This window comes from Pengzhenrongella sp. (genome assembly GCF_036565025.1).
Lineage (GTDB): Bacteria > Actinomycetota > Actinomycetes > Actinomycetales > Cellulomonadaceae > Pengzhenrongella.
In genome coordinates this window covers 1-19,203 of record NZ_DATCNW010000464.1, presented here as the reverse complement: position 1 = coordinate 19,203, position 19,203 = coordinate 1, and the positions used below count along the sequence as shown (strand labels likewise).

Genomic DNA, 19,203 nt, shown 5'->3' with positions numbered 1-19,203 from the left:
CTCAGCAGATCACCCTGCCTCGGCGTCAGACCCAACGTCATCGACTACTCCTGACCGCAGCGGCAACCCTCACCCGCGATCCTCCCCGAGCGTCGCCGCGCAACCGGACACCGCCACGCGAAAAACACCAGCCACCTAGCGGGCGTCGGCGAGCGGGAGTGCCTGGAGCGGGTGGCCGAGGCCCTCGAGCTCGTCGGGGTCGGCGACCTGGCGGCCAGGCTGCCCGAGGAGCTGTCCGGCGGCCAGGCGCAGCGCGTCGTGGTCGCACGCGTGCTCGCCCAGCGCCCACGCCTGGTGCTCGCCGACGAACCCACCGGCCAGCTGGACCGGGCGACGGGCCAGCACCTGATCGACGTCCTGCTCGCCGCGGCGGCGCGGATCGGCGCGGCGCTGGTGATCAGCACCCACGACCGGGCGGTCACCGAACGCCTCGACACGCACTGGACCATGCACGAGGGCCGGCTGCGGACCACCTCGCCCGCGACCCCCGGAGGCCTGTCGTGACGATCACGTGGCTGGCCGGGCTGGTCCGCTGGCGCGGCGGGCGGATGGCGGCCACCGCGGTCGGCATCTCCCTGGCGGTGGCCCTCATCGCCTCGCTCGGCTCGTTCCTGACGACCTCGAAGGCGACGATGACCGACCGGGCCGTGCGCTCGGTCGCCGTCGACTGGCAGATCCAGGTCCAGCCGGGCGCGGACCCCGCGGCGGTGCGCGGCGCGGTCGCCAGAAGCGCTGGGGTCAGGGCGACCGAGCTCATCGCGACGGCGCAGACCACCGGCTTCACAGCAACCTCCGGGGGCTCGACCCAAACCACCGGTCCCGGCGTGGTCCTCAGCCTGCCCGCGACCTACCGGCACACGTTCCCCGGCGAGATCCGGTCGCTGAGCGGGTCGCCCGGCGGCGTTCTGCTGGCCCAGCAGACGGCCGCGAATCTGCACGTCCGCCCAGGCGACACGGTCGCCATCGGCCGCGCGGGCACGACGGCGGCCGTGGTCACCATCGCCGGGGTCGTTGACCTGCCGCAGGCCGACTCCCTCTTCCAGAAGGTGGGCGCGCCCCCGCAGTCCCAGCCGTCCGCCCCGCCGGACAACGTCATCCTGCTGCCCCCGTCCACCTTCGACGCCGTCGTCGGCCACGGGCCGGCAACCGCGGGCCTCGCCGTGACGCACCAGATCCATGTCGCGCGCAGCGCCCCGCTCTCCCACGACCCAGCCGTCGCCTACGAATCGGTGATCGGCGCCGCGCACAACCTCGAGGCGCATCTCGTCGGCAAGGTCGTCGTCGGCAACAACCTGGGGGCCACCCTGGACGGCGCGCGCAGCGACGCCGTCTACGCCCAGATGCTCTTCCTCTTCCTCGGCCTGCCCGGCGCCGTGCTCGCCGCCCTGCTGACCGCGGCGCTGGCCGGCGCCGGGGCGGACCGGCGCCGGACCGAGCAGGCGCTGCTGCGCACCCGCGGCCTGGCGCCGAACCGGGTCGCCCGGCTGGCGGTGGCCGAGGCCCTACTCATCGGCGCAACCGGCGGGGTCCTGGGCCTCGGGATCGGTGCAGCCGCCGGCCGCCTCGCCTTCGGGCCCTCCCCGGCGGGCGGCAGCAAGACCTCGACGATCGCCTGGTTCGCCGTCGCGTTTGCCGTCGGGCTCCTCATCGCGACCGTGACGGTCCTCGTCCCGGCGCTGCGCGACCTGCGCACCCGCACCGTGGCCCAATCGAGTCACGTCGTTGGCCGGCCGCGCACCTCGTGGTGGATGAGGGCCGGCGTCGACGTCATGCTCGTCGCCGGGGCGCTCGCAGTGTTCTGGGCCTCCGGCAGCAACAACTACTCCCTGGTCCTGGCCCCGGAGGGCGTCGCCACGATCTCCGTGTCCTACTGGGCTTTCCTCGGCCCCGCGCTGCTGTGGCTCGGCGCGGCGATGCTGTTGTGGCGGATCGCGGACCTCGCTCTGCACCACGGTCGTCGCCCGTTGGCGTGGCTCATCCGACCCCTGACGGGCGGGCTCGCCCGGATCGGCGCCGCGAGCATGTCCAGGCAGCGGCGCCCCCTGGCCCGCGCCCTCGTCCTGCTCGCGCTGGCGATCTCCTTCGCCGCGTCGACCGCGACCTTCAACGCCACCTACCAGCAACAGGCGGAGGCGGACGCGCAACTGTCCAACGGCGCCGACGTCACGGTGACCGAGTCCCCCGGGGCGCGGGTCGGGCCGGGCGCCCGGGCCGGCATCGAGTCCGTGGCCGGGGTGCGCCACGTGGAGCCGCTCCAGCACCGGTTCGCCTACGTCGGGGCCGACCTGCAGGACCTGTACGGCGTGCGGCCCTCGAGTATCGCCGCCGGCACCTCACTCCAGGACGCGTACTTCGCCGGAGGCACGGTCAAGGAGCTCATGGCCACGCTGGCGAGGCGGCCCGACGCAATCCTGGTCAGCCAGGAGACGGTAAAGGACTTCCAACTCGCCCCCGGCGACCTGCTCAACCTTCGCCTCCAGGACAGCAAGACGAAGAAGCTGCAGACCGTCCCGTTCCACTACTCGGGGATCGTCAAGGAGTTCCCGACCGCCCCCAAGGACAGCTTCTTCGTGGCCAACGCCGCCTACATCACCCAGGTCACCGGCTCTGACGCCGTGGGCTCCTTCTTGGTCGACACCGGCGGCCGCAACCAGTCCGGCGTTGCGGGGAGCCTGCGGCACCGGCTCGGGTCCGCCGCGGCGATCACCGACGTCACCCAGGCGCGCTCCCAGGTCGGATCGAGCCTGACGTCGGTCAACCTCGCCGGCCTGACCCGGCTCGAGCTCGCGTTCGCCGTGCTGCTCGCGGCCAGCGCCGGCGGAATTGTGCTGGCGGTCGGGCTGGCCGAACGGCGCCGCAGCTTCGCGATCCTCTCGGTGCTCAGTGCCCGCCGCGCCCAGTTGCGCGGGCTGGCGCTGAGCGAGGCCCTCGTGATCACGATCGGCGGCCTGATCGGCGGCGGACTGATCGCCTGGGGGCTCTCCCACATGCTGGTCAAGGTGCTGACGGGGGTCTTCGACCCCCCGCCGTCGGTGGTCGCCGTCCCGTGGGGATACCTCGCGGTCACGGTGACCGCCGTCGTCGGCGCCCTGGGGATCGCGGCAGTTGCGAGCGCCCGGGCCTCGACCCGTCCCGCCGTCGAGGAGCTGAGGGACCTCTGAGTACGATCGCGCCCATGAGCCGACCACCATCCACCGGAGGGCAACGGGTCCTGGTGATCGAGGACGACGACACGATCGGGCGACACCTGCAGGCGGGGCTGCGGGCAAACGCCTACGAGGCCGCCTGGGCCCGGACAGGCGGGACCGGACTGGCACTGGCCCAAGAGTCGTGCCCGGACGTCATCCTGCTCGACCTCGGCCTGCCCGACATCGACGGCGTCGAGGTCGCCCGGCGGCTGCGCTCCGAGCTACCCAACGCGTTGATCGTCATCCTGACCGCCCGCAGCGACGAGATCGACGTCGTCGTCGGCCTGGACGCCGGCGCCGACGACTACCTGGCGAAGCCCTTCAACCTCACCGTCCTGCTCGCCCGCCTCCGCGCGCACCTGCGACGCCGGCCGGTGTCGGAGACGGAGACGGACGCCGAGCCGATCCATGTGGGCGACCTCGTCGTCGACCTCGCCGCCCGGCGCTGCTTGCTCGGCGACCGCGAGATCGACCTGCGGCCCAAGGAGTTTGAGCTGCTCGTGGCCCTCGCCAGCCACCCGGGCGTAGCGGTGACCCGCGAGGACCTGATGGCCCGGGTATGGGACGAGAACTGGTTCGGGTCGACGAAGACCCTCGACGTCACCATGGCCTCGCTGCGCAAGCGGCTCGCCCACGACGTTGCACCCCCACGGATCACGACCCTGCGAGGGCACGGCTATCGCCTGGAACTGCCAACCAAGCCGTAGGGCATGTCTCCTCATCCTGTAGCCAAGTGATGATGACGGCCAGGAGGGCTGCTGCTCGGTCGACGATAGCGAGATTGTCTTAGCGGGTGGCCAGGCCGCGCCATTGTTTGAGGCGGGCGAAGGATCGTTCGACGACGTTGCGGCCCTTGTAGGTCTGCAGGTCGTAGGTCACCGGCCGCCCGCCGCGCGAGCCGCGGCGGGCCCGGTTGGCCCGTTGGTCGCGGGGCTCGGGGATGACCGAGACGATCCCGCGCTTGCGCAGCAGGGTGCGGATCGCCCAGACCCGTTGCTAGCATTCCTCGAGTCACTGTGATTATGCCGACCTCATCGCTGACCTCATCGCTCCTGACCAGGGCGAACGTCGACAGAGCGCCACCAACTCGGCATAATCCGGAGATCGGCATAATGCCCGAAGGTGAACGCCCGCAGGAACGTGCCGAGAGTCGAGGGGGCTCGCACCGCGGAGAAGATCCGGCCCATCGCGCCGTGGCGCAGCAGGTCCATGTCATCGATGCTGTCGGCCCCGGCGATCATCCCCGCGATCAGCGCCACGACCTTGATTACCGGGTTCGACCCCGCGGTCCCCGGGACCCGCACATGCTCCCCGATCAGCCGGTGCAGGCCGGCCCGCTTGGCCAACGCCACGACCGGAACCAGGCCCGCGCAGGAAACGAGGTTGGGGTCATCGAAAACCGCCGACGAAATCTTGTGGCAAACTTGCGTCTTGCGGATGCCCTTCTTTTTGGTGCGTTGGAACCCTTGATAAGTCCCATCGTCCCAGGTCAGAAGGGCATTCGTCTTTTCTGATCAACCCGCGAGACCAATTGCGCCGGTGGATCGAGGCTGAGCCTGACCGCCCAGGACCTCGACCAGCCAGCGATCGCCGACCTCGTCCGGCGCGACTTCACGGCCACCGTCCCGGGCACCAGGCTCGTCGGGGACATCACCTACGTCCCGACCTGGGAGGGGTGGGTGTACCTCGCGACCGTGATCGACTGCTACTCCAAGAAGGTCATCGCCTACGCAATGGACGACAACTACAAAACACCCCTCATCAGCACCGCCATTCGCCGGGCTGCGAAGAACGAGAATCTCGCGCCGAAAGCAATATTCCACACCGACCGAGGCAGCAATTACACGTCGTACGAGTTCGGGACAGTCCTCAAGGAACTTGATCTTAGGCGCGCGTCAGGGCGAAACTGGAATATGTTGTGACAACGCGATGGCCGAATCTTTCTTCGCAGCTCTGAAGAATGAGCTCGTCAACCGTACCGTCTACCCGACCAGGCGCGCCGCGATGAGCGACATTGCCAAATTCATCGAAACCCGTTACAATCCTAAAAGGCTTCACTCCGCGATCGGCTACCGTCCACCCAACGAGGTGCACGACGCCTACGAATCGCAACAACAAGCCGCGTAACAACGACAGGATCACTGTCCAATAAACGCGGGGCAGATCACGGAACCCGTTCGACTTCGCCTGGTTCGACGCGATTCAGGTCCGCCTACTACGGTGAGCGATCAATCTTCGGAGGCAGTAAGTGCCCAAACGTGACAAGGGGGCGACCGCGTCAGGGCGAGCATCTGCTGCAACTCCGCCCGTCGCGCCAGAGATGTGGACTGTCGAAGCATGGGAGAACCCAGAGACTGGCAGTTGCCCGTTCCAGACCTTCTTCAACAAACTCGACCCCTACGCACAGGCGGTCGTGGATGCGGCGATGGAGCGCATCGTCGCCCCCTTGGGTATCGACGTGTGCTCGACCGAGTGGGGTAAGCCGCTCGGCAAAGGGCTGTACGAGATTCGGATCCGACAATCGCTGCACGCGATCCGCACCTGGGGACAGACGGACCCGGTGCCGGCCGTGGATCCGAGGGAGAACGACACGGTCCTCCTACGGGTGTTTGTCACCTTCCACGGAGCGAAGGTCGACATCCTTTTCCAGGGGTACGACAAGGGTGCTGACCCGTCCGAGCGGCGTCAGGCTAGGGAGATCAAGCAGGCACGGAAACACTTGACCGTCTGGAAGAGCCACGGTTGACGGCGTATGGGATTTGACCCATACTGCTACCCAGGAGTCGCCAAGAACCTGACAGGAGGCACCCCGTGAGCACCCGCCCATACCGCGACATCGCGGCAGCAGCGAAGGAAAAGTGGGCCCCGGAGGTTCACGAGTTCGCTGCGAACGCGAACGCGATTCTCGACGCTGAGGTCACCGCTCAGGTCAATCTTGGTCGCCAGCTCACGGAGCTCCGGAAGTCCGCGCGCCTCACGCAAGTAGAGCTCGCCGCCCGTGCCGCGATGGATCAAGCCGAAGTCAGCCGGATTGAACGAGGGTTGGGCAACCCCACTCGAGACACGCTCGTTCGGTTGGCCACGGCAGTTGATGCTCAACTCGTTCTCCTGCCCCAGGTGCACGAGCCGGCTTGAACCGGTCCGACCCTCCCAAGACCTCGATCGCACGGCCCGAGGTCCGCATGCCACCCCAAGACGACCCGCTGGCCGCCGACATCGCATGACGACGCTTGCGATATTCGTTCGCTGGGCGGCGCGCGCGCCTAGTTTGTCTCCAGATCCCCCGATGTAACAGAAGTCGTGGAATGTCAGCGTCGACTCAGTCAGCCTTTGCTGGTTCCCCGGCCCGCAAGACCGCGTTTGCTGGGATCCTACGCCTGGACTTGGGTTTGATTGCACCCGCCGCCACAGCGAGAATGCCCACGGCCCGCTGTTTGTGCGGCGACGGTCATCGCATTAGCACACCCGCGGTAAGCGGCGAGCGCGTCAGCCCCATTCTCAACGACACCGACCCCGAGGGGCTCGTCGGGGTCGGTGTCCTTGAGAGAGGTGCCGCTGGCGCCGGCCCGGACCGCTGCGGGTTCAGGAGCCTTCGGGATGAGCGCCTGCGTCGTGGCGGTGGCCGGGTCGGCCGACACGGGCCTCGGTCGCGCACCCTTCCTGCGTGGCGGCCCAGCTCGCCAGGAGGCGGAGGCCGTCGTCGGATGGTGACCCGGCCTCGGCCGTGTAGATGCAGAGGTTGAGACCGAGGTCGGCGGACAGGTCGAGCGCTTCGTAGGTGAGGTCGAGGTCGCCGACGACGGGGTGGTGAAAGCTCTTCGTGCCGGCGGCGTGCAGTCGGACGTCGTGCTTGGCCCAGCGCTCGCGGAAGTCGGCGCTGCGGGTGGAGAGTTCGCCGACAAGGTCTTGGAGGTCGCGGTCGTGGGGGTCGCGGCCGGCCTCGGTGCGCATGATCGCGACGGCGACGTCGGCGGCGCCGTCCCAGTCGGGGTAGAAGTCCTCGGATCGTTCGCGGTTCAGGAACGTGTAGCGGGCGAAGTTCGGCGGTCGCTGCGGGTCGAGGTAGACGTCGGAGTAGAGGGCACGTCCGAGCTCGTTTGTGGCGATGAGGTCCATGCGGCCGTTGCGGACGATGGCGGGGCTGTTCGTGATCGCGTCGAGGGTCTGCTGCAACCCGGCGCGCACTTCGGTCTTGCGCGGGTTGCGACGCGTGCGCCTGGTCGGTGAGGCGTTCGCGGCGCTCCAGAGGTCGAACAGGTGTGATGCTTCGGCATCGTCGAGCTGGAGGGCTCGGGCGAGCGAGTGCAGGACAGATTCAGAGACGCCCGCGAGGTTGCCGCGTTCAACCTTGGCGTAATACTCGACGCTGATGTCGGCGAGGACCGCGACCTCGCCGCGGCGCAGTCCAGTCACCCGCCGGTTCGATCCGGCGATCAGCCCCGTCTGCTCGGGCGTCAGCCTCGATCGTCGCGAGACCAGGAAGTCTCTGACCTCGTCCTTGTTGTCCATCCCGCCAACGCTACGGGGCGTTCCGCGGCTGAGCGAGGTACTGCCAGTACACGTTCCAACAGGGTGTTTCCCATCGAGCGCCGCCGGCATTGACTCGTCTCGAACCGCGGTCCTGGACCGCGCCGATCCCCTCAGCTTGAAGGAGCCCCCTGTGCTCGCAACGATCTTGCATGCCGCCGGCGACATCCGCGTCGAAGAACGCCCCGAGCCGACCATTCTTGCACCCACGGACGCGATCATCCGGGTCACGGCCTCGTGCGTCTGCGGCTCGGACCTGTGGCCCTTCCGTGGTGCCGACGCGTTGATAGCGCCCACCGCGATGGGACATGAGTACGTCGGCGTCGTCGAGCAGGTCGGCAGCCGCGTGACCACCGTGAAGCCCGGTCAGTTCGTGATCGGATCGTTCTTCGCTTCGGACAACACCTGCCCGAACTGCCTGGCCGGCTACCAGACCTCATGCGTGCACCGTCAGGGCGTGTCCGGCGCCCAGGCCGAGCTGCTGCGCGTTCCGCTCGCGGACGGCACCCTCGTCGCCACCCCGGGCATGCCTGAGGCGGACCTCGTCCCGAGCCTGCTCACGCTCTCCGACGTGATGGGGACGGGCTGGTTCGCCGCGGTCGCCGCGAACGTGCAGCCGGGCGGGACCGTCGCGGTCGTCGGTGACGGCGCCGTGGGTCTTCTCGGCATCCTCTCCGCGAAGCAGATGGGCGCCGGCCGCGTCATCGCGATGAGCCGCCACGCGTCCCGGCAGGCCCTCGCGATCGAGTTCGGCGCGACCGACGTCGTCGAAGAGCGCGGCGATGCGGGCGTGGCCCGGATCAAGGAACTCACCGGTGGGCTCGGCGCGGACTCGGTCCTCGAGTGCGTCGGTACTCAGGAGTCGATGATGCAAGCCATTCGTTCGGCCCGACCCGGCGGCCACGTCGGCTACGTCGGCGTCTCCCACGACGTCGAGCTGCCCGGCCTCGAGCTCTTCTTCTCCCACGTGCACCTGCACGGCGGCCCGGCCCCGGTACGCCAGTACCTGCCGGAGCTGATCGACCTGGTGTGGACTCGCCAGATCGACCCGGGCAAGGTCTTCGACCAGACCCTGCCGCTCGCCGACGCCGCCGCCGGCTACAAGGCAATGGACAAGCGGCACGCGATCAAGGTCCTCCTACGGTCGTGACCCCGCGGACCGAGACGATCAGCGATCTCCCCGCCCGCTTGACCATCGACCACCCCGACACCCAGGACGGAACTGCGCTTTTGAGCACCGCCACGCTGAGTAGGAGAGCCGCCACGACCACGGGGAGCCCCCGGCTTCCGTGGTCGGCGCTGCTGGTGATGGCGTTGACCGGGTTCATCCTGATCGCGACCGAGACGATGCCCGCGGGCCTGCTGCCGCAGATCGCGGCCGGCATGGGCGTCACCGAGGGCACCGTCGGGCAGTACGTGAGCGCCTACGCGCTGGGCACCGTGATCGCTGCGATCCCGGCGATCACCCTCACGCGGGGCTTGCGCCGCAAGCCGCTGTTGCTGATCGGTCTCACCGGTTTCCTGGTCGCGAACACGGTCACCGCGCTCACGCCCGATATCGCGTTGTCGCTGGCGACGCGGTTCCTCGCTGGGGCGTTCTCCGGGCTGCTGTGGGGCATGCTGGCCGGCTACGCGCGCCGCATCACCACCCCGGAGCTCGCAGGCCGGGCGCTCTCGATCGCGTCGCTGGGCACCCCAGTCGGACTCGCGGTCGGAACACCGTTCGGCTCCTGGCTCGGCACGACGCTCGACTGGCGGTGGTCGTTCGGCGCGTTGTCGCTCCTGACCCTGATCACTCTCGCGCTGATTGTGGTCCTTGTGCCGGACGCGTCTGGTCAGCGTGCCGAGTCGCGGACGCCGCTCCATCGTGTGGCCACGCTCCCGGGGGTCGCGGCGATCCTCGCGGTGGTCTTCGTGTGGATGCTCGCGCACAACACCGTCTACACCTACATCTCCGCCTACCTCCGCACGGCAGACGTGGGCCTCACGGTGGACGCCGCGCTCGTCGTCTTCGGTCTCGCCGCGCTCGTCGGGATCTGGATCACCGGGGCCGTCGTCGACCGGGCGCTACGCCCGCTCGTGCTCGCGAGCATCGCCCTGTTCGCGGTCGCGGGTGGCGTCTTCATCCTCGGTCATGGCTCACTGGTCGCGGTCCTGATCGCGATCGCGGCGTGGGGCGTCGCGTTCGGCGGTGCGGCCGCTCAGGTGCAGACCGCGATCGGTGAAGCGAGCGGCGAGAACGCCGACGTCGCCAACGCACTCCTGGGAGTCTCGTTCAACCTCGCGATCTTCACCGCCGGAGTCCTCGGCGCACTTCTCATCAGTGGAGGCGACGGGCTCGTGCTCCCGGCCGTGATGATCGCACTCGCCCTCGTCGCCTTCTCGATCGCGGCCGTGGCGCGACGCTCGGCTTTCCCGGTGGGCCGATGACGGCCGACCCATCCACAGCCGCCAGGCCCATGGTGAGGACGCCTGGCGAGTCGTTCCCGTTGAGGGCTCTGTCCGTGTTCGCGCTCTTGGGCTTCCTGCTCATCTCCTGCGAGACCATGCCCGCGGGGCTCCTGCCGCAGATCGCCGCCGGAATGGGCACCTCCGAGGGTGTCGTCGGGCAGTTCGTGAGTGCGTATGCGCTCGGCACGATCGTCGTCACGATCCCGGCGATCGCCCTCACCCGCGGGTTTCGGCGCAAGCGGCTTTTCCTCCTTGGCATCGTCGGCTTCCTGCTCGCCAACACCGTCACCGCGATCTCCTCCGACGTCGTCCTCTCCCTCGTGTCGCGCTTCGTCGCCGGCGGCCTCTCCGGGATGCTCTGGGGACTGTTCGCCGGCTACGCGGTCCGGATCACCCCGCCGGCACTGACGGGGCGGGCACTGTCCCTCGTCGCCGCCGGAGCACCAGTCGGCATCGCGCTCGGAACACCGCTGGGCACGTGGCTCGGCACAACCTTCGACTGGCGCTGGTCGTTCGGCGGGCTGACGGCGCTGACCGCCGTGGTCCTCGCCCTGACGGCGCTCTTCGTCCCCGACACAGCAGGACAGTCGACTGCCGCCGCCCGGCTGCCCCTCGTGCGGGTCTTCCGTATCCCAGGCGTCGCAGCGATCCTCGCCGTGATCGTCGCCTGGATGCTCGGCAACAGCACGGCGTACACCTACATCGCGCCCTACCTCCGTGCATCCGGATCCGGCGTGTCCATCGAGCTCCTCCTCGTCGTGTTCGGTCTCGCCTCCATCGGCGGCATCGTCCTGACCGCGGTACTTGTCGACCGGCACGCCAGAGCGCTGGTCATCTCGTGCATCACCGGCTTCGCCTTCGCCGGCGTGATCCTCGTCCTCGGCCATCGGTCTCCGATCGCGATCTACGCTGCGGCGGTCCTCTGGGGGCTGACCTTCGGCGGCGCCGCGCCCCAGCTGCAGCGGCCGCTCAGCGCGGTCAGCGCAGACAACGCAGACGTCGCGAACTCGTTCCTGCCGGTCGCGTTCAACCTCGCGATCTTCGCCGCCGGTGTCCTGGGCGCGCTGCTGCTCAGCACGGCCGGCGGACTCATCCTGCCGCTCACGATGACCCTCTTCGGCGTCGTTGCGCTCCTCGTCATCGTGGTGTTCAGACGCTCCGTCTATCCGAGCGGACGATGACCATGAGCCCCACGGAACCGGTCCGTGGCGCACCTCGGCGCCGGTGGCTGGCCACCCTCGGCAGCGCGATGGCGTTCAGCCTCGCCGCATGCACCGTCGCCCCCGAACCGACAGGACCGACCATGACCGCGCCGACCCCAGCAGCCACCCCGGGCGATCCCACCAGCCCGGCCGCGACCCCCGAGAGCGCCTCGGGGACAACGGCCATCCACGTGGTCGTCGGCGAAGTCGTGCTCCAGGCGACGCTATGGGACAACGCGGCCGGGCGCTCCCTGCTCGACCAGCTGCCCCTGACCTTGCCGATCCGCGACCACGGGCAGCAGGAGAAGATCAGCACCCCACCGCACCCGCTCTCGATGGACGCGATGCCCGCCGGTGACGACCCCGAACCGCTCGACATCGGCTACTACGCCCCCGACCGCGTCCTCGTCTTCTACTACGCAGACGTCGGCTACTTCAACGGCATCGCGCGACTCGGACACTTCGACACGCCCATCGACACCCTGGTCGATCTGGCCGACGGAACCACCGTCACCATCGAACTCGCGAAGTGAACAGCCATGAGTGCAACACGACAGGGAGAATCATGACCACCTTCGCCATCATCGGCGCCGGCCACGGCCTGGGCGCATCCGTCGCCCGACGTTTCGGCACCGAGGGATTCGACGTCGCCCTCATCGCCCGAGACTCCGGCCGCCTCGACGGCCTCGCCGCACAGCTGACCGCCGAGGGAATCAACGCACGCGGATACTCGGCAGACGTCCGCGAGCCCGCCTCGCTGACCGCCGCTCTCGACCGCGCCGCCCAGGACCTCGGCCCGATCGAGGTGCTGCAGTACAGCCCGCTGCCCGCCAAGCAGTTCCTGCGACCGGTCCTCGAGACCACGGCTACCGACCTCGCGGCCGCCATCGAGTTCTCCGTGTACGGGCCGCTGACCGCGGTGCGCCACGCGCTGCCCGGCATGCGTCGCCTCGGCCACGGCACGGTGTTGTTCATCAACGGCGGCAGCGCAGTGCGCCCCAACCCCCGCTACGCCGGCACCTCCATCGCCTTCGCCGGCGAGAGCGCCCTGGCCCAGATGCTGCACGACACCCTCGAACCAGAGAACATCCACGTCGCACAGCTGATCATCTCCGGTGCCATCACCCCCGGGCACCCCCGCACGGACCCGGCCGCACTGGCCGACACCCTCTGGCAGTTGCACACCCACCGCGATGGCTTCCGCCACGCCGCGGACGACCGCGACGCGTGAGTTCCGCAGTCGGGTCGGATCGCCCACCGCTCGTGTGACGCGCATCGACACCCGGTGCCGCGCCCCACCGGGCCCTCGTGCGCGCCTGACAGAACAGTCCCGTTGACCCACCGCCGTCTTGAAAGGCCTTGAGCACCATGACCAAGACCATCGAACCGGAACCGACCCACGACGCAGGGACGAGCGGCGTGCTCTCGGTGGTGACACGCCGACCGAGCTCTTCGCGTTCCTCGTCGCCACCGGCCACCCCCGGTCACCGTCACCCTGCCCTGACCCGCGCGGGAGTGCGGGACCACCCACTCCGGCCCTGCGCACAGGTGCGGGACCCGCACGTGCGCGGTCGTAACCCGGAAGACGTCAGCGCGCGTTCCGGGTTAACATAGCCAATTCGGACTAACTTGGTGTTAGCTCTGGGTTGAGGAGCAGAAGATGACTTGGGACGCAGTAGCCCACCCGCGTGGGAAGGTCGGGCGCTTCTCCATCAAACCTCAGGCGGAACCAGCACTCGCTCTCGGCCCCAGCACAGATTGGCCTGCGCACGACCATCAGGCCCGACCATGGCGGTCCTCCGGTCGTGGGCCCCGCGAGGACCGCATGTTCACCGAGGTGCAGACCGCGATCCCGCCGTTCATCGCCGACCTGGACTACGAGCCTTCCCCCCAGGTGAGCGCCGACCTCGAGCAAGCGGTGATCGCCGCGAGCTCCCTCGACCTGGAGTTCGGGTCGCAAATGGCGTCCTTGGGCACGTTCCTGCTCCGCACCGAGTCGGTGGCGTCCTCGCGCATCGAACGGGTTGACGCCACCATGGACAACCTCGCCAGAGCCGTGGTTGGAATCAAAGCGACTCCCGAGGCGCAGTCCACCATCGCCGCGACGCGGGCGCTGACCGCCATGGTCACCGTCGCTGGCAGCACCGGGCGCATCGAGCTCGAGGACATCCTCGACGCGCACCGCCAACTCATGCGCGACGACCCCACCGATGGTCGCTACGCGGGAACGCTGCGGACGATGCAGAACTGGATCGGTGGGTCGAACCACTCCCCCAGGGGCGCCGTGCACGTGCCACCGCCACCCGAACTGGTGCCCGACCTGATGACCGACCTCGTGCGGTTCGCGAACCGCCAGGACATGCCCACCATCGCGCAGGCGGCAATCGCGCATGCTCAGTTCGAGTCGATCCACGCGTTCACCGACGGCAACGGACGCATCGGACGGGCGCTGGTCAACGCGGTGCTGCGCCGACGCGGCGTCACCTCCCGCGCCGTCATCCCGATCGCTTCCGTGATGGTCGCCGACGTCGACCGGTACTTCACCCTGGTCAACTCCTACCGCAACGGTGAGGCCGGCCAGTTCATCAGCTACCTCGCCGACGCGACCGTGCGCGCCTCCCGTGAGGCTCGGGCCTCCGCGGTCGAGTTGGCGGCCATGCCCGCGAGATGGCGCGAGCGCGTCCACCCCCGCGGAGGGTCGGCCGCGGGAAGGCTGATCGATATCCTGCTGGAGCACCCCGCGCTGGACGCCGGGACGGCCGCACTACTGATCGGCGCGTCGACCTCGAGCACCTACAGCGCCATCGATCAACTCGTCGTCGCCGGCGTCCTGCATCCAGTCACCCAATCCAAGCGATACCTCGCCTGGGCGGCCACGGACGTGATGGACGAGATCGAGTCGCTCAACCTCCGGTTGCGAACGACCACCGACCGCGAGTAGTCGAGGAGAGGGAGACCGACTGCTCGACCACCACTTGAGGAACGTCTTCGCCTCCGGCCGTTACCCTCCCGGAACTGGCGCGCAGCGCCAAGGGTGGGCCGAGCAGAAGTGCAGCCCAACCGGACGTCGCCACGCCCATTCATATTTGTCCAGGGCGTTCTTAAGCCATTCGTTAGGCAAACCCGGGCGCAAGACGGGCCGGTCCGCTTACGCGTCCTGGCGATCTGACCTGCTGTTCTACTGTCGGGCCGACTGATTTGAAACTGCGACCCCCTGACACTTCGTCATTCATCGGTAGGGCATCTTTGGCCACCCGGCGGGCACCAGATGCACCTCAGGGGCCGTCCCGCATCCGCGGAAACGACCCCTGACCTGCACTTTCACCGTCGGGCTGACAGGATTTGAACCTGCGACCCCCTGACCCCCAGATCACGGCAGCCAGTCCGCAGCCGTTCATTCCCGTCGATCTACGCGGGGCTTCCGCGTCGCTGTACCCCTGCGGCCCGCTGCGAACCGGGGCGCACGATGCGTGATGGCTACATTCCCGGCTACACGGATCCCTTCCGGCGCCGCTTTCGGCTGCTCCTCCAAGTTCGCGTCGCACTTGAGTCCGGCAGAGTGGTGTACCGGTAGCCCGGTGGCCGTGTCGTCGTCGTCGTCGTCGTCGTTGATGTCGATGTCGATGTCGATGTCGATGTCGATCTAGACGTAGCGGCGGCCGCGGCGGAGCGGCACGAGTCCCCGTCCGGAATGTGGGACCGCTAGGATGGGGGGCAGCAAATCGCATCCGCCGCCGCCTTCGTTTGGGGTGGCGTATCGTGCCGCTCTCGTCGTGGCCCGGGGAGTTCTCATGTCTTCGCAGACGCGCCCACACACAGCCGAGTCGCTGCTGGTCAACTCCCCTGACTTCGTGGTCCGCTTCGACCTCGACGGCAACCGTCTGTACGTCAACCCGACGCTTGCGGAGGTCTACGGCGTACCGCCGGAAGAGCTGCTCGGCCGGGGGGTGGGCAAGACGAACGAGGTCGTCGACCCGGAGTCGGTGGCGCTGATGCGCGCCATGATCGTCGAGGTGGTTCGCGACCTGACGTCGCGGGACTTCGAGATCACGTACCGGACGCCGGGAGGTGCCCGGGTCGCCCAGTACCGACTGGTCCCCGAGCTCGACGAGCACGGCAGGGTGATCGAGGTGCTCGGACTCGGGCGAGACGTGACCGAGCTCGCGCGGGTCCAGCGCGAGCTGGTCGAGCGGGAGACCCGGTTCCGGGACGTGTTCGACAACGCTCTCGACAGCATGTTCCTGCTCGAGGTGTCCCCGGACGGGCAGCACTTCCGCAACCTCGAGATCAACCCGGCCCTGGCCCGGATGAGCGGCATCCCGCGCGAGGCCATGGTCGGCAAGTACATCGAGGAGGTAGTTCCACCGGAGGTCGCCGAGGCGGTCAACAGTAAGTACCGCCACTGCGTGAATGCCGGCGTCCCCATCGAGGAGGACGCGGAGCTGGACCTGCCCGCCGGTCGACGCTGGTACCACTCCACCCTGATCCCCGCCCGTGACGAGACCGGCCGGGTCTACCGGATCGTCGGAATCACCCGCGACATCACCGAACGCCACAACGCGCAGTTGGCGCTGGCCGCCAGCGAGGAACGGTTCAGGCTCGCCTTCGACGACTCCCTCCTCGGAATGGCGCTGCTCTCGGTGGACGGCGAGGACGGGCGCTTCCGGTACCTGCGCGTCAACAAGGCCATGTGCGAATTTCTCGGGCTGACGGCCGATCAAATTCTCGGGCGCCCGCACGCTGACGTCCTGGCGCCGGAGGACGCCGACGACACAGTGGCGACGCTGAACGGCCTGCTCTCCGACGCTTACACGAACTACCACACCGAGCGGCGGTTCGTGCACGCGAACGGGGAGACGGTCTGGGGGTTGCTCGGCGCCACCCTGGTCCGCAATCCTGAGGGTGCTCCGCTCCACGTCCTCGCCCAGGTCGAGGACATCACGACGCGGAAACGGGTCGAGGAGCAGCTCGCCTTCCGGGCCCTGCACGACGACCTCACTGGCCTCCCGAACCGTGCCCTGCTCATGGAACACCTCGGCAGCGCCCTAGCTCGCTCACAACGCAACGGGACTCACCTCGCCGTGTTCTTCCTCGACCTCGACGATTTCAAGTCGCTCAACGACAGCTTCGGGCACGCCGCAGGCGACGCGTTCCTGATCAAGGTGGCCGCCCGGATCGGCTCCACCCTGCGGGCGAGCGACATCGCGGCCCGCATCGGTGGCGACGAGTTCGTCGTGGTCTGCGAGAACCTGACGGAGCTCTCCGGAGCCACCGTCCTGGCCGAGAAGATCCAGCGGGCGCTCGCCGTGGAGATCGACCTGGACGGGCACAGGGTGACCGCCTCGGCCAGCATCGGCGTCGCCCTCAGCCATGAGCACAGCACCCCCGAAAACCTTCTGCACGACGCGGACGCCGCGATGTACGTGGCGAAGCACTCCGGCGGACAGCGCTGGCAACCGGCAGACGCCTCCCTGCACGCGGCGGCCATCCGGGTCCTCAGCGTCGAGGCCGAGCTGCGCCGGGCGATCGAGCAGCAAGAGCTGCGGGTGCACTACCAGCCACTGGTCGACCTGCACACCGGCGCGATCGTCGGGGTCGAGGCCCTGGTCCGCTGGCAGCACCCGCAACGGGGCTTGCTACTCCCCCGCGAGTTCCTGGACGTCGCCGAGCAGCGTGGCCTGATCGGCGAGATCGGTCAATGGGTGCTGCGCACAGCCTGCAATCAGGCCGGGACGTGGCGTCGGCAGTTCGGGGACCGCGCGCCGGCGATGTCCGTCAACGTGTCCTCCCGGCAGCTCGGCAACCAGGGCCTGCACCGCCAGGTCGACGCCGCGCTCGCCGCGTCGGCCCTGCCCGTCGAGAAGCTGATCCTCGAGCTGACCGAGAGCCAGCTACTCAAAATCAGGGCCTCGGCCACCACCGATCTGCGCACACTGTCCGAGCGTGGGGTGAAGATCGCCATCGACGACTTCGGGACCGGCCACGCAGGGTACGAGTACCTCCGCCGCCTCCCAGTCGATGAGATCAAGATCGACAAGTCGTTCACCCAGACGCTGAACATCGACCGCACCGGCAGCGCCATTACCGCCGGAATCGTCGCGCTCGGCCTCGGCCTCGGGCTCACCGTCGTCGCGAAAGGCATCGAGACGACCGAACAACTGCACCTCCTACGGGACATGGGATGTACCTGGGGCCAGGGCTGGCTGTGGCACCGCGCTCTCCCTGCCGACGAGATCCACGCGCTGATCGCGCAGTCCGCACGCGATGCGAACGCTCGCCGGTCGCCGACTACCTGACGTCGTGGCCTGGAGGTAGGCCGTAGTTCAAGCCCGCCCGAGCCCCGTGCGCCAGCGAGCCACCGGTCGGCTTCCCGGGGCAGGGCGGCCAGGAGGGACGTCACGGCCCGGAACACGACGTCGGCCCGCTGGTGCTGCGGGTCGTGACCGACCTCCCGCACGAGCGCCGCCCGGCGTCGAGGGAGCTGAGGAGCCAGGGAGCCGCCCGGGTTTCGCGCAGGCTGGCGGATATCTCGTCGCGTGGATCAGCGAGCCACAGCGCGCGGGCGGGCGCGCCAACCCGCACCCGCCACCTGCTCCCGTCGATGAGCGGCCGTTTCGTCCATGTCCCTGGTGGAAAGGTTCTCGCCGCCAGCAGCGGGAGCGTGCACATCTTGATGAACTCATCGCGGGCGCATTTGGAGTGCACCGTGCACATGGCGCGGCCCCCGGCGGTCCCGCGCGCCCGCTCGTGGTGCGGTTCGCCGATCAAATTGGACGACGACGAGCCCGCTGCTCTCGCGTCGCCAAGGCGGTGGGTTGTCCCGACCGAACGATGCCATCTTCGCGCGATCCTCCATGCAGCCCATCGTGCCAGTCCGCACCGTGCGAGGGCCCGCTCGAGACTTCCGCGCACGAGAGGCTTTCGGCGGAAGCGCCTTGTCTGCGCTGCTGCCGCCCGACGATCTACCGCGCGATCGAGCCTATTGAGTGTCTGCAGCCGTGGGTAGTGGCTACATTCATGGCTACACGGCCGATTCGACTCGAGCCCAATCTGAACGTGTCGCTCGACCCTGACCAGCGCAAACACTCGCCGCTCGACCCGACCGCGGACCCAGATGACCCTCTATCCAGTGCTGATAGGCCCGGCTACACGAAAGAGGCCATTTCCCGACTCGGGAAATGGCCTCTGACCTGCACTTTCAATGTCGGGCTGACAGGATTTGAACCTGCGACCCCCTGACCCCCAAGGAACTGCAAGGCCCTTTCAGTGTTCGCCAGTGTCCGTGTACGTGCAGGTCAGACCGGGTTTGCGGCCGGACGTGACCGCGCCCGTTCGGCCTCATACGCTCAGAGATGGTTCCCTTTTCTCTGTCGGTCGGGGCGTACGCGGCGCCCACAGGTGAGGTCACCATGGTGCAACGAACGCAGCAAACCCGACGCCGGGAGAACGGCCAAGGAGCCATCTCCTACGACGCTACCGCCCGGTGCTGGATCGGACTGCTCGACCTCGGCCGCGACGACGACGGCCGTAGGGTGCGCACGAAAGTCCGCGGGAAAACCCGCTCGGAGGTTCGCGAGAAGCTCGAGGAGTTGCGCACCCAGCGCGACGCCGGCGTGGACGTCCGGGCCCGCACGATGACGATGGCCGGGCTGATCTATCTGTGGTTCGAACGCGGGGCACCGACCGACATCTCCGAGAACACGATCCATTGCTACAAGGGCATCCTGTACGTAACTGGTCAGGTGGTGGCGGGGTACCAGGGGTCTTGGCTTGTGAGGCGGTTGAGCGCGTCGAACATGGTGATGCCGTGCTTGGCGGCGGTCGCGATGTAGGAG

At 68.5% G+C, this 19,203-nt stretch carries 16 protein-coding genes, 1 tRNA gene and 2 pseudogenes; 15 read left to right on the top strand and 4 right to left on the bottom strand.

Translation table 11 applies throughout. The features are described 5' to 3' along the window. Positions 1-78 precede the first annotated feature (78 nt). From VIM26_RS26020 to VIM26_RS26010, 3 genes are read left to right on the top strand one after another with little or no spacing between them, the layout of a single operon-like run. A complete protein-coding gene (locus VIM26_RS26020) occupies positions 79-504 on the top strand; it encodes an ATP-binding cassette domain-containing protein (RefSeq protein WP_331956233.1) in 426 nt (141 codons plus the stop codon). Next, positions 501-3,161: an FtsX-like permease family protein gene (locus tag VIM26_RS26015; RefSeq protein WP_331956231.1), complete on the top strand. Its 2,661-nt coding sequence runs from the start codon at positions 501-503 to the stop codon at positions 3,159-3,161. The genes VIM26_RS26020 and VIM26_RS26015 overlap by 4 nt, the downstream gene beginning before the upstream one ends. 14 nt (positions 3,162-3,175) lie before the next feature. Continuing rightward, on the top strand, positions 3,176-3,895 hold the full coding sequence (locus tag VIM26_RS26010; protein WP_331956230.1) for a response regulator transcription factor: 720 nt from the start codon (positions 3,176-3,178) through the stop codon (positions 3,893-3,895). Positions 3,896-3,977: 82 nt separating this feature from the next. On the opposite strand, the pseudogene VIM26_RS26005 reads toward VIM26_RS26010, so the two are convergent. Next, a pseudogene (locus VIM26_RS26005) lies at positions 3,978-4,172 on the bottom strand (IS5/IS1182 family transposase); the annotation flags it as partial. Positions 4,173-4,273: 101 nt separating this feature from the next. Continuing rightward, positions 4,274-4,627: pseudogene (locus tag VIM26_RS26000) on the bottom strand (IS1380 family transposase); the annotation flags it as partial. A gap of 111 nt (positions 4,628-4,738) precedes the next feature. On the opposite strand from VIM26_RS26000, the gene VIM26_RS25995 reads away from it, so the two are divergent. The 4 genes from VIM26_RS25995 (at position 4,739) to VIM26_RS25980 (ending at position 6,323) form a co-directional block, all read left to right on the top strand. Then, a complete protein-coding gene (locus VIM26_RS25995; RefSeq protein WP_331956232.1) occupies positions 4,739-5,110 on the top strand; it encodes a DDE-type integrase/transposase/recombinase in 372 nt (123 codons plus the stop codon). 7 nt (positions 5,111-5,117) lie between these two features. Beyond that, positions 5,118-5,315, top strand: a complete 198-nt coding sequence (locus VIM26_RS25990) for an integrase core domain-containing protein (RefSeq protein WP_331956229.1) — start codon at positions 5,118-5,120, stop codon at positions 5,313-5,315. Between the two features lie 193 nt (positions 5,316-5,508). Then, on the top strand, positions 5,509-5,934 hold the full coding sequence (locus VIM26_RS25985; RefSeq protein ID WP_331956228.1) for a hypothetical protein: 426 nt from the start codon (positions 5,509-5,511) through the stop codon (positions 5,932-5,934). Between the two features lie 65 nt (positions 5,935-5,999). Beyond that, positions 6,000-6,323, top strand: coding sequence for a helix-turn-helix transcriptional regulator (locus tag VIM26_RS25980; protein ID WP_331956227.1), 324 nt, complete (start codon positions 6,000-6,002; stop codon positions 6,321-6,323). A gap of 447 nt (positions 6,324-6,770) precedes the next feature. Here VIM26_RS25980 and VIM26_RS25975 read toward each other — a convergent pair whose 3' ends face one another. Further along, on the bottom strand, positions 6,771-7,697 hold the full coding sequence (locus VIM26_RS25975; protein ID WP_331956226.1) for a helix-turn-helix transcriptional regulator: 927 nt from the start codon (positions 7,695-7,697) through the stop codon (positions 6,771-6,773). 151 nt (positions 7,698-7,848) lie between these two features. Between VIM26_RS25975 and VIM26_RS25970 the strand changes: the two genes are divergently transcribed. The 7 genes from VIM26_RS25970 to VIM26_RS25940 all read left to right on the top strand — a co-directional run bounded on the left by VIM26_RS25970 (position 7,849) and on the right by VIM26_RS25940 (position 17,664). Continuing rightward, the gene (locus tag VIM26_RS25970; RefSeq protein WP_331956225.1) at positions 7,849-8,865 is read left to right on the top strand and encodes a zinc-dependent alcohol dehydrogenase family protein; all 1,017 of its coding nucleotides are present in this window, start codon (positions 7,849-7,851) and stop codon (positions 8,863-8,865) included. Next, positions 8,862-10,145 carry an MFS transporter gene (locus tag VIM26_RS25965; RefSeq protein WP_331956224.1) on the top strand — a complete coding sequence of 428 codons (1,284 nt, stop codon included), beginning with the start codon at positions 8,862-8,864 and terminating at the stop codon, positions 10,143-10,145. The genes VIM26_RS25970 and VIM26_RS25965 overlap by 4 nt, the downstream gene beginning before the upstream one ends. Positions 10,146-10,219: 74 nt before the next feature. Next, positions 10,220-11,347 (top strand): MFS transporter, encoded by a 1,128-nt coding sequence (locus VIM26_RS25960; protein ID WP_331956223.1) that lies wholly within the window; start codon positions 10,220-10,222, stop codon positions 11,345-11,347. Between the two features lie 2 nt (positions 11,348-11,349). Beyond that, entirely contained in the window at positions 11,350-11,901 is a 552-nt protein-coding gene (locus VIM26_RS25955) for a cyclophilin-like fold protein (RefSeq protein WP_331956222.1), read from the top strand. A 32-nt stretch (positions 11,902-11,933) separates the two neighbouring features. Then, positions 11,934-12,599, top strand: coding sequence for an SDR family NAD(P)-dependent oxidoreductase (locus tag VIM26_RS25950; protein WP_331956221.1), 666 nt, complete (start codon positions 11,934-11,936; stop codon positions 12,597-12,599). A gap of 594 nt (positions 12,600-13,193) precedes the next feature. Then, the gene (locus tag VIM26_RS25945; protein ID WP_331956220.1) at positions 13,194-14,309 is read left to right on the top strand and encodes a Fic family protein; all 1,116 of its coding nucleotides are present in this window, start codon (positions 13,194-13,196) and stop codon (positions 14,307-14,309) included. 850 nt (positions 14,310-15,159) lie between these two features. Beyond that, positions 15,160-17,664 (top strand): sensor domain-containing protein, encoded by a 2,505-nt coding sequence (locus VIM26_RS25940; protein ID WP_331956219.1) that lies wholly within the window; start codon positions 15,160-15,162, stop codon positions 17,662-17,664. A 908-nt stretch (positions 17,665-18,572) separates the two neighbouring features. Here the strand turns inward: VIM26_RS25940 and VIM26_RS25935 are convergent. Beyond that, positions 18,573-18,671: transfer RNA gene (locus VIM26_RS25935), tRNA-Pro, on the bottom strand. A 106-nt stretch (positions 18,672-18,777) separates the two neighbouring features. Here VIM26_RS25935 and VIM26_RS25930 point away from each other — a divergent pair. Then, entirely contained in the window at positions 18,778-19,200 is a 423-nt protein-coding gene (locus VIM26_RS25930; protein ID WP_331956218.1) for a hypothetical protein, read from the top strand. Positions 19,201-19,203: the final 3 nt, after the last annotated feature.

Excerpts from the sequence above, each read along its gene's own strand:
- VIM26_RS26010 (WP_331956230.1), top strand. The coding sequence starts at position 3,176 with ATGAGCCGACCACCATCCACCGGAGGGCAACGGGTCCTGGTGATCGAG.
- VIM26_RS25990 (WP_331956229.1), top strand. The coding sequence starts at position 5,118 with ATGGCCGAATCTTTCTTCGCAGCTCTGAAGAATGAGCTCGTCAACCGT.
- VIM26_RS25985 (WP_331956228.1), top strand. The coding sequence starts at position 5,509 with ATGTGGACTGTCGAAGCATGGGAGAACCCAGAGACTGGCAGTTGCCCG.
- VIM26_RS25975 (WP_331956226.1), bottom strand. The coding sequence starts at position 7,697 with ATGGACAACAAGGACGAGGTCAGAGACTTCCTGGTCTCGCGACGATCG.
- VIM26_RS25955 (WP_331956222.1), top strand. The coding sequence starts at position 11,350 with ATGAGCCCCACGGAACCGGTCCGTGGCGCACCTCGGCGCCGGTGGCTG.
- VIM26_RS25950 (WP_331956221.1), top strand. The coding sequence starts at position 11,934 with ATGACCACCTTCGCCATCATCGGCGCCGGCCACGGCCTGGGCGCATCC.
- VIM26_RS25945 (WP_331956220.1), top strand. The coding sequence starts at position 13,194 with ATGTTCACCGAGGTGCAGACCGCGATCCCGCCGTTCATCGCCGACCTG.
- VIM26_RS25940 (WP_331956219.1), top strand. The coding sequence starts at position 15,160 with ATGTCTTCGCAGACGCGCCCACACACAGCCGAGTCGCTGCTGGTCAAC.
- VIM26_RS25930 (WP_331956218.1), top strand. The coding sequence starts at position 18,778 with ATGGTGCAACGAACGCAGCAAACCCGACGCCGGGAGAACGGCCAAGGA.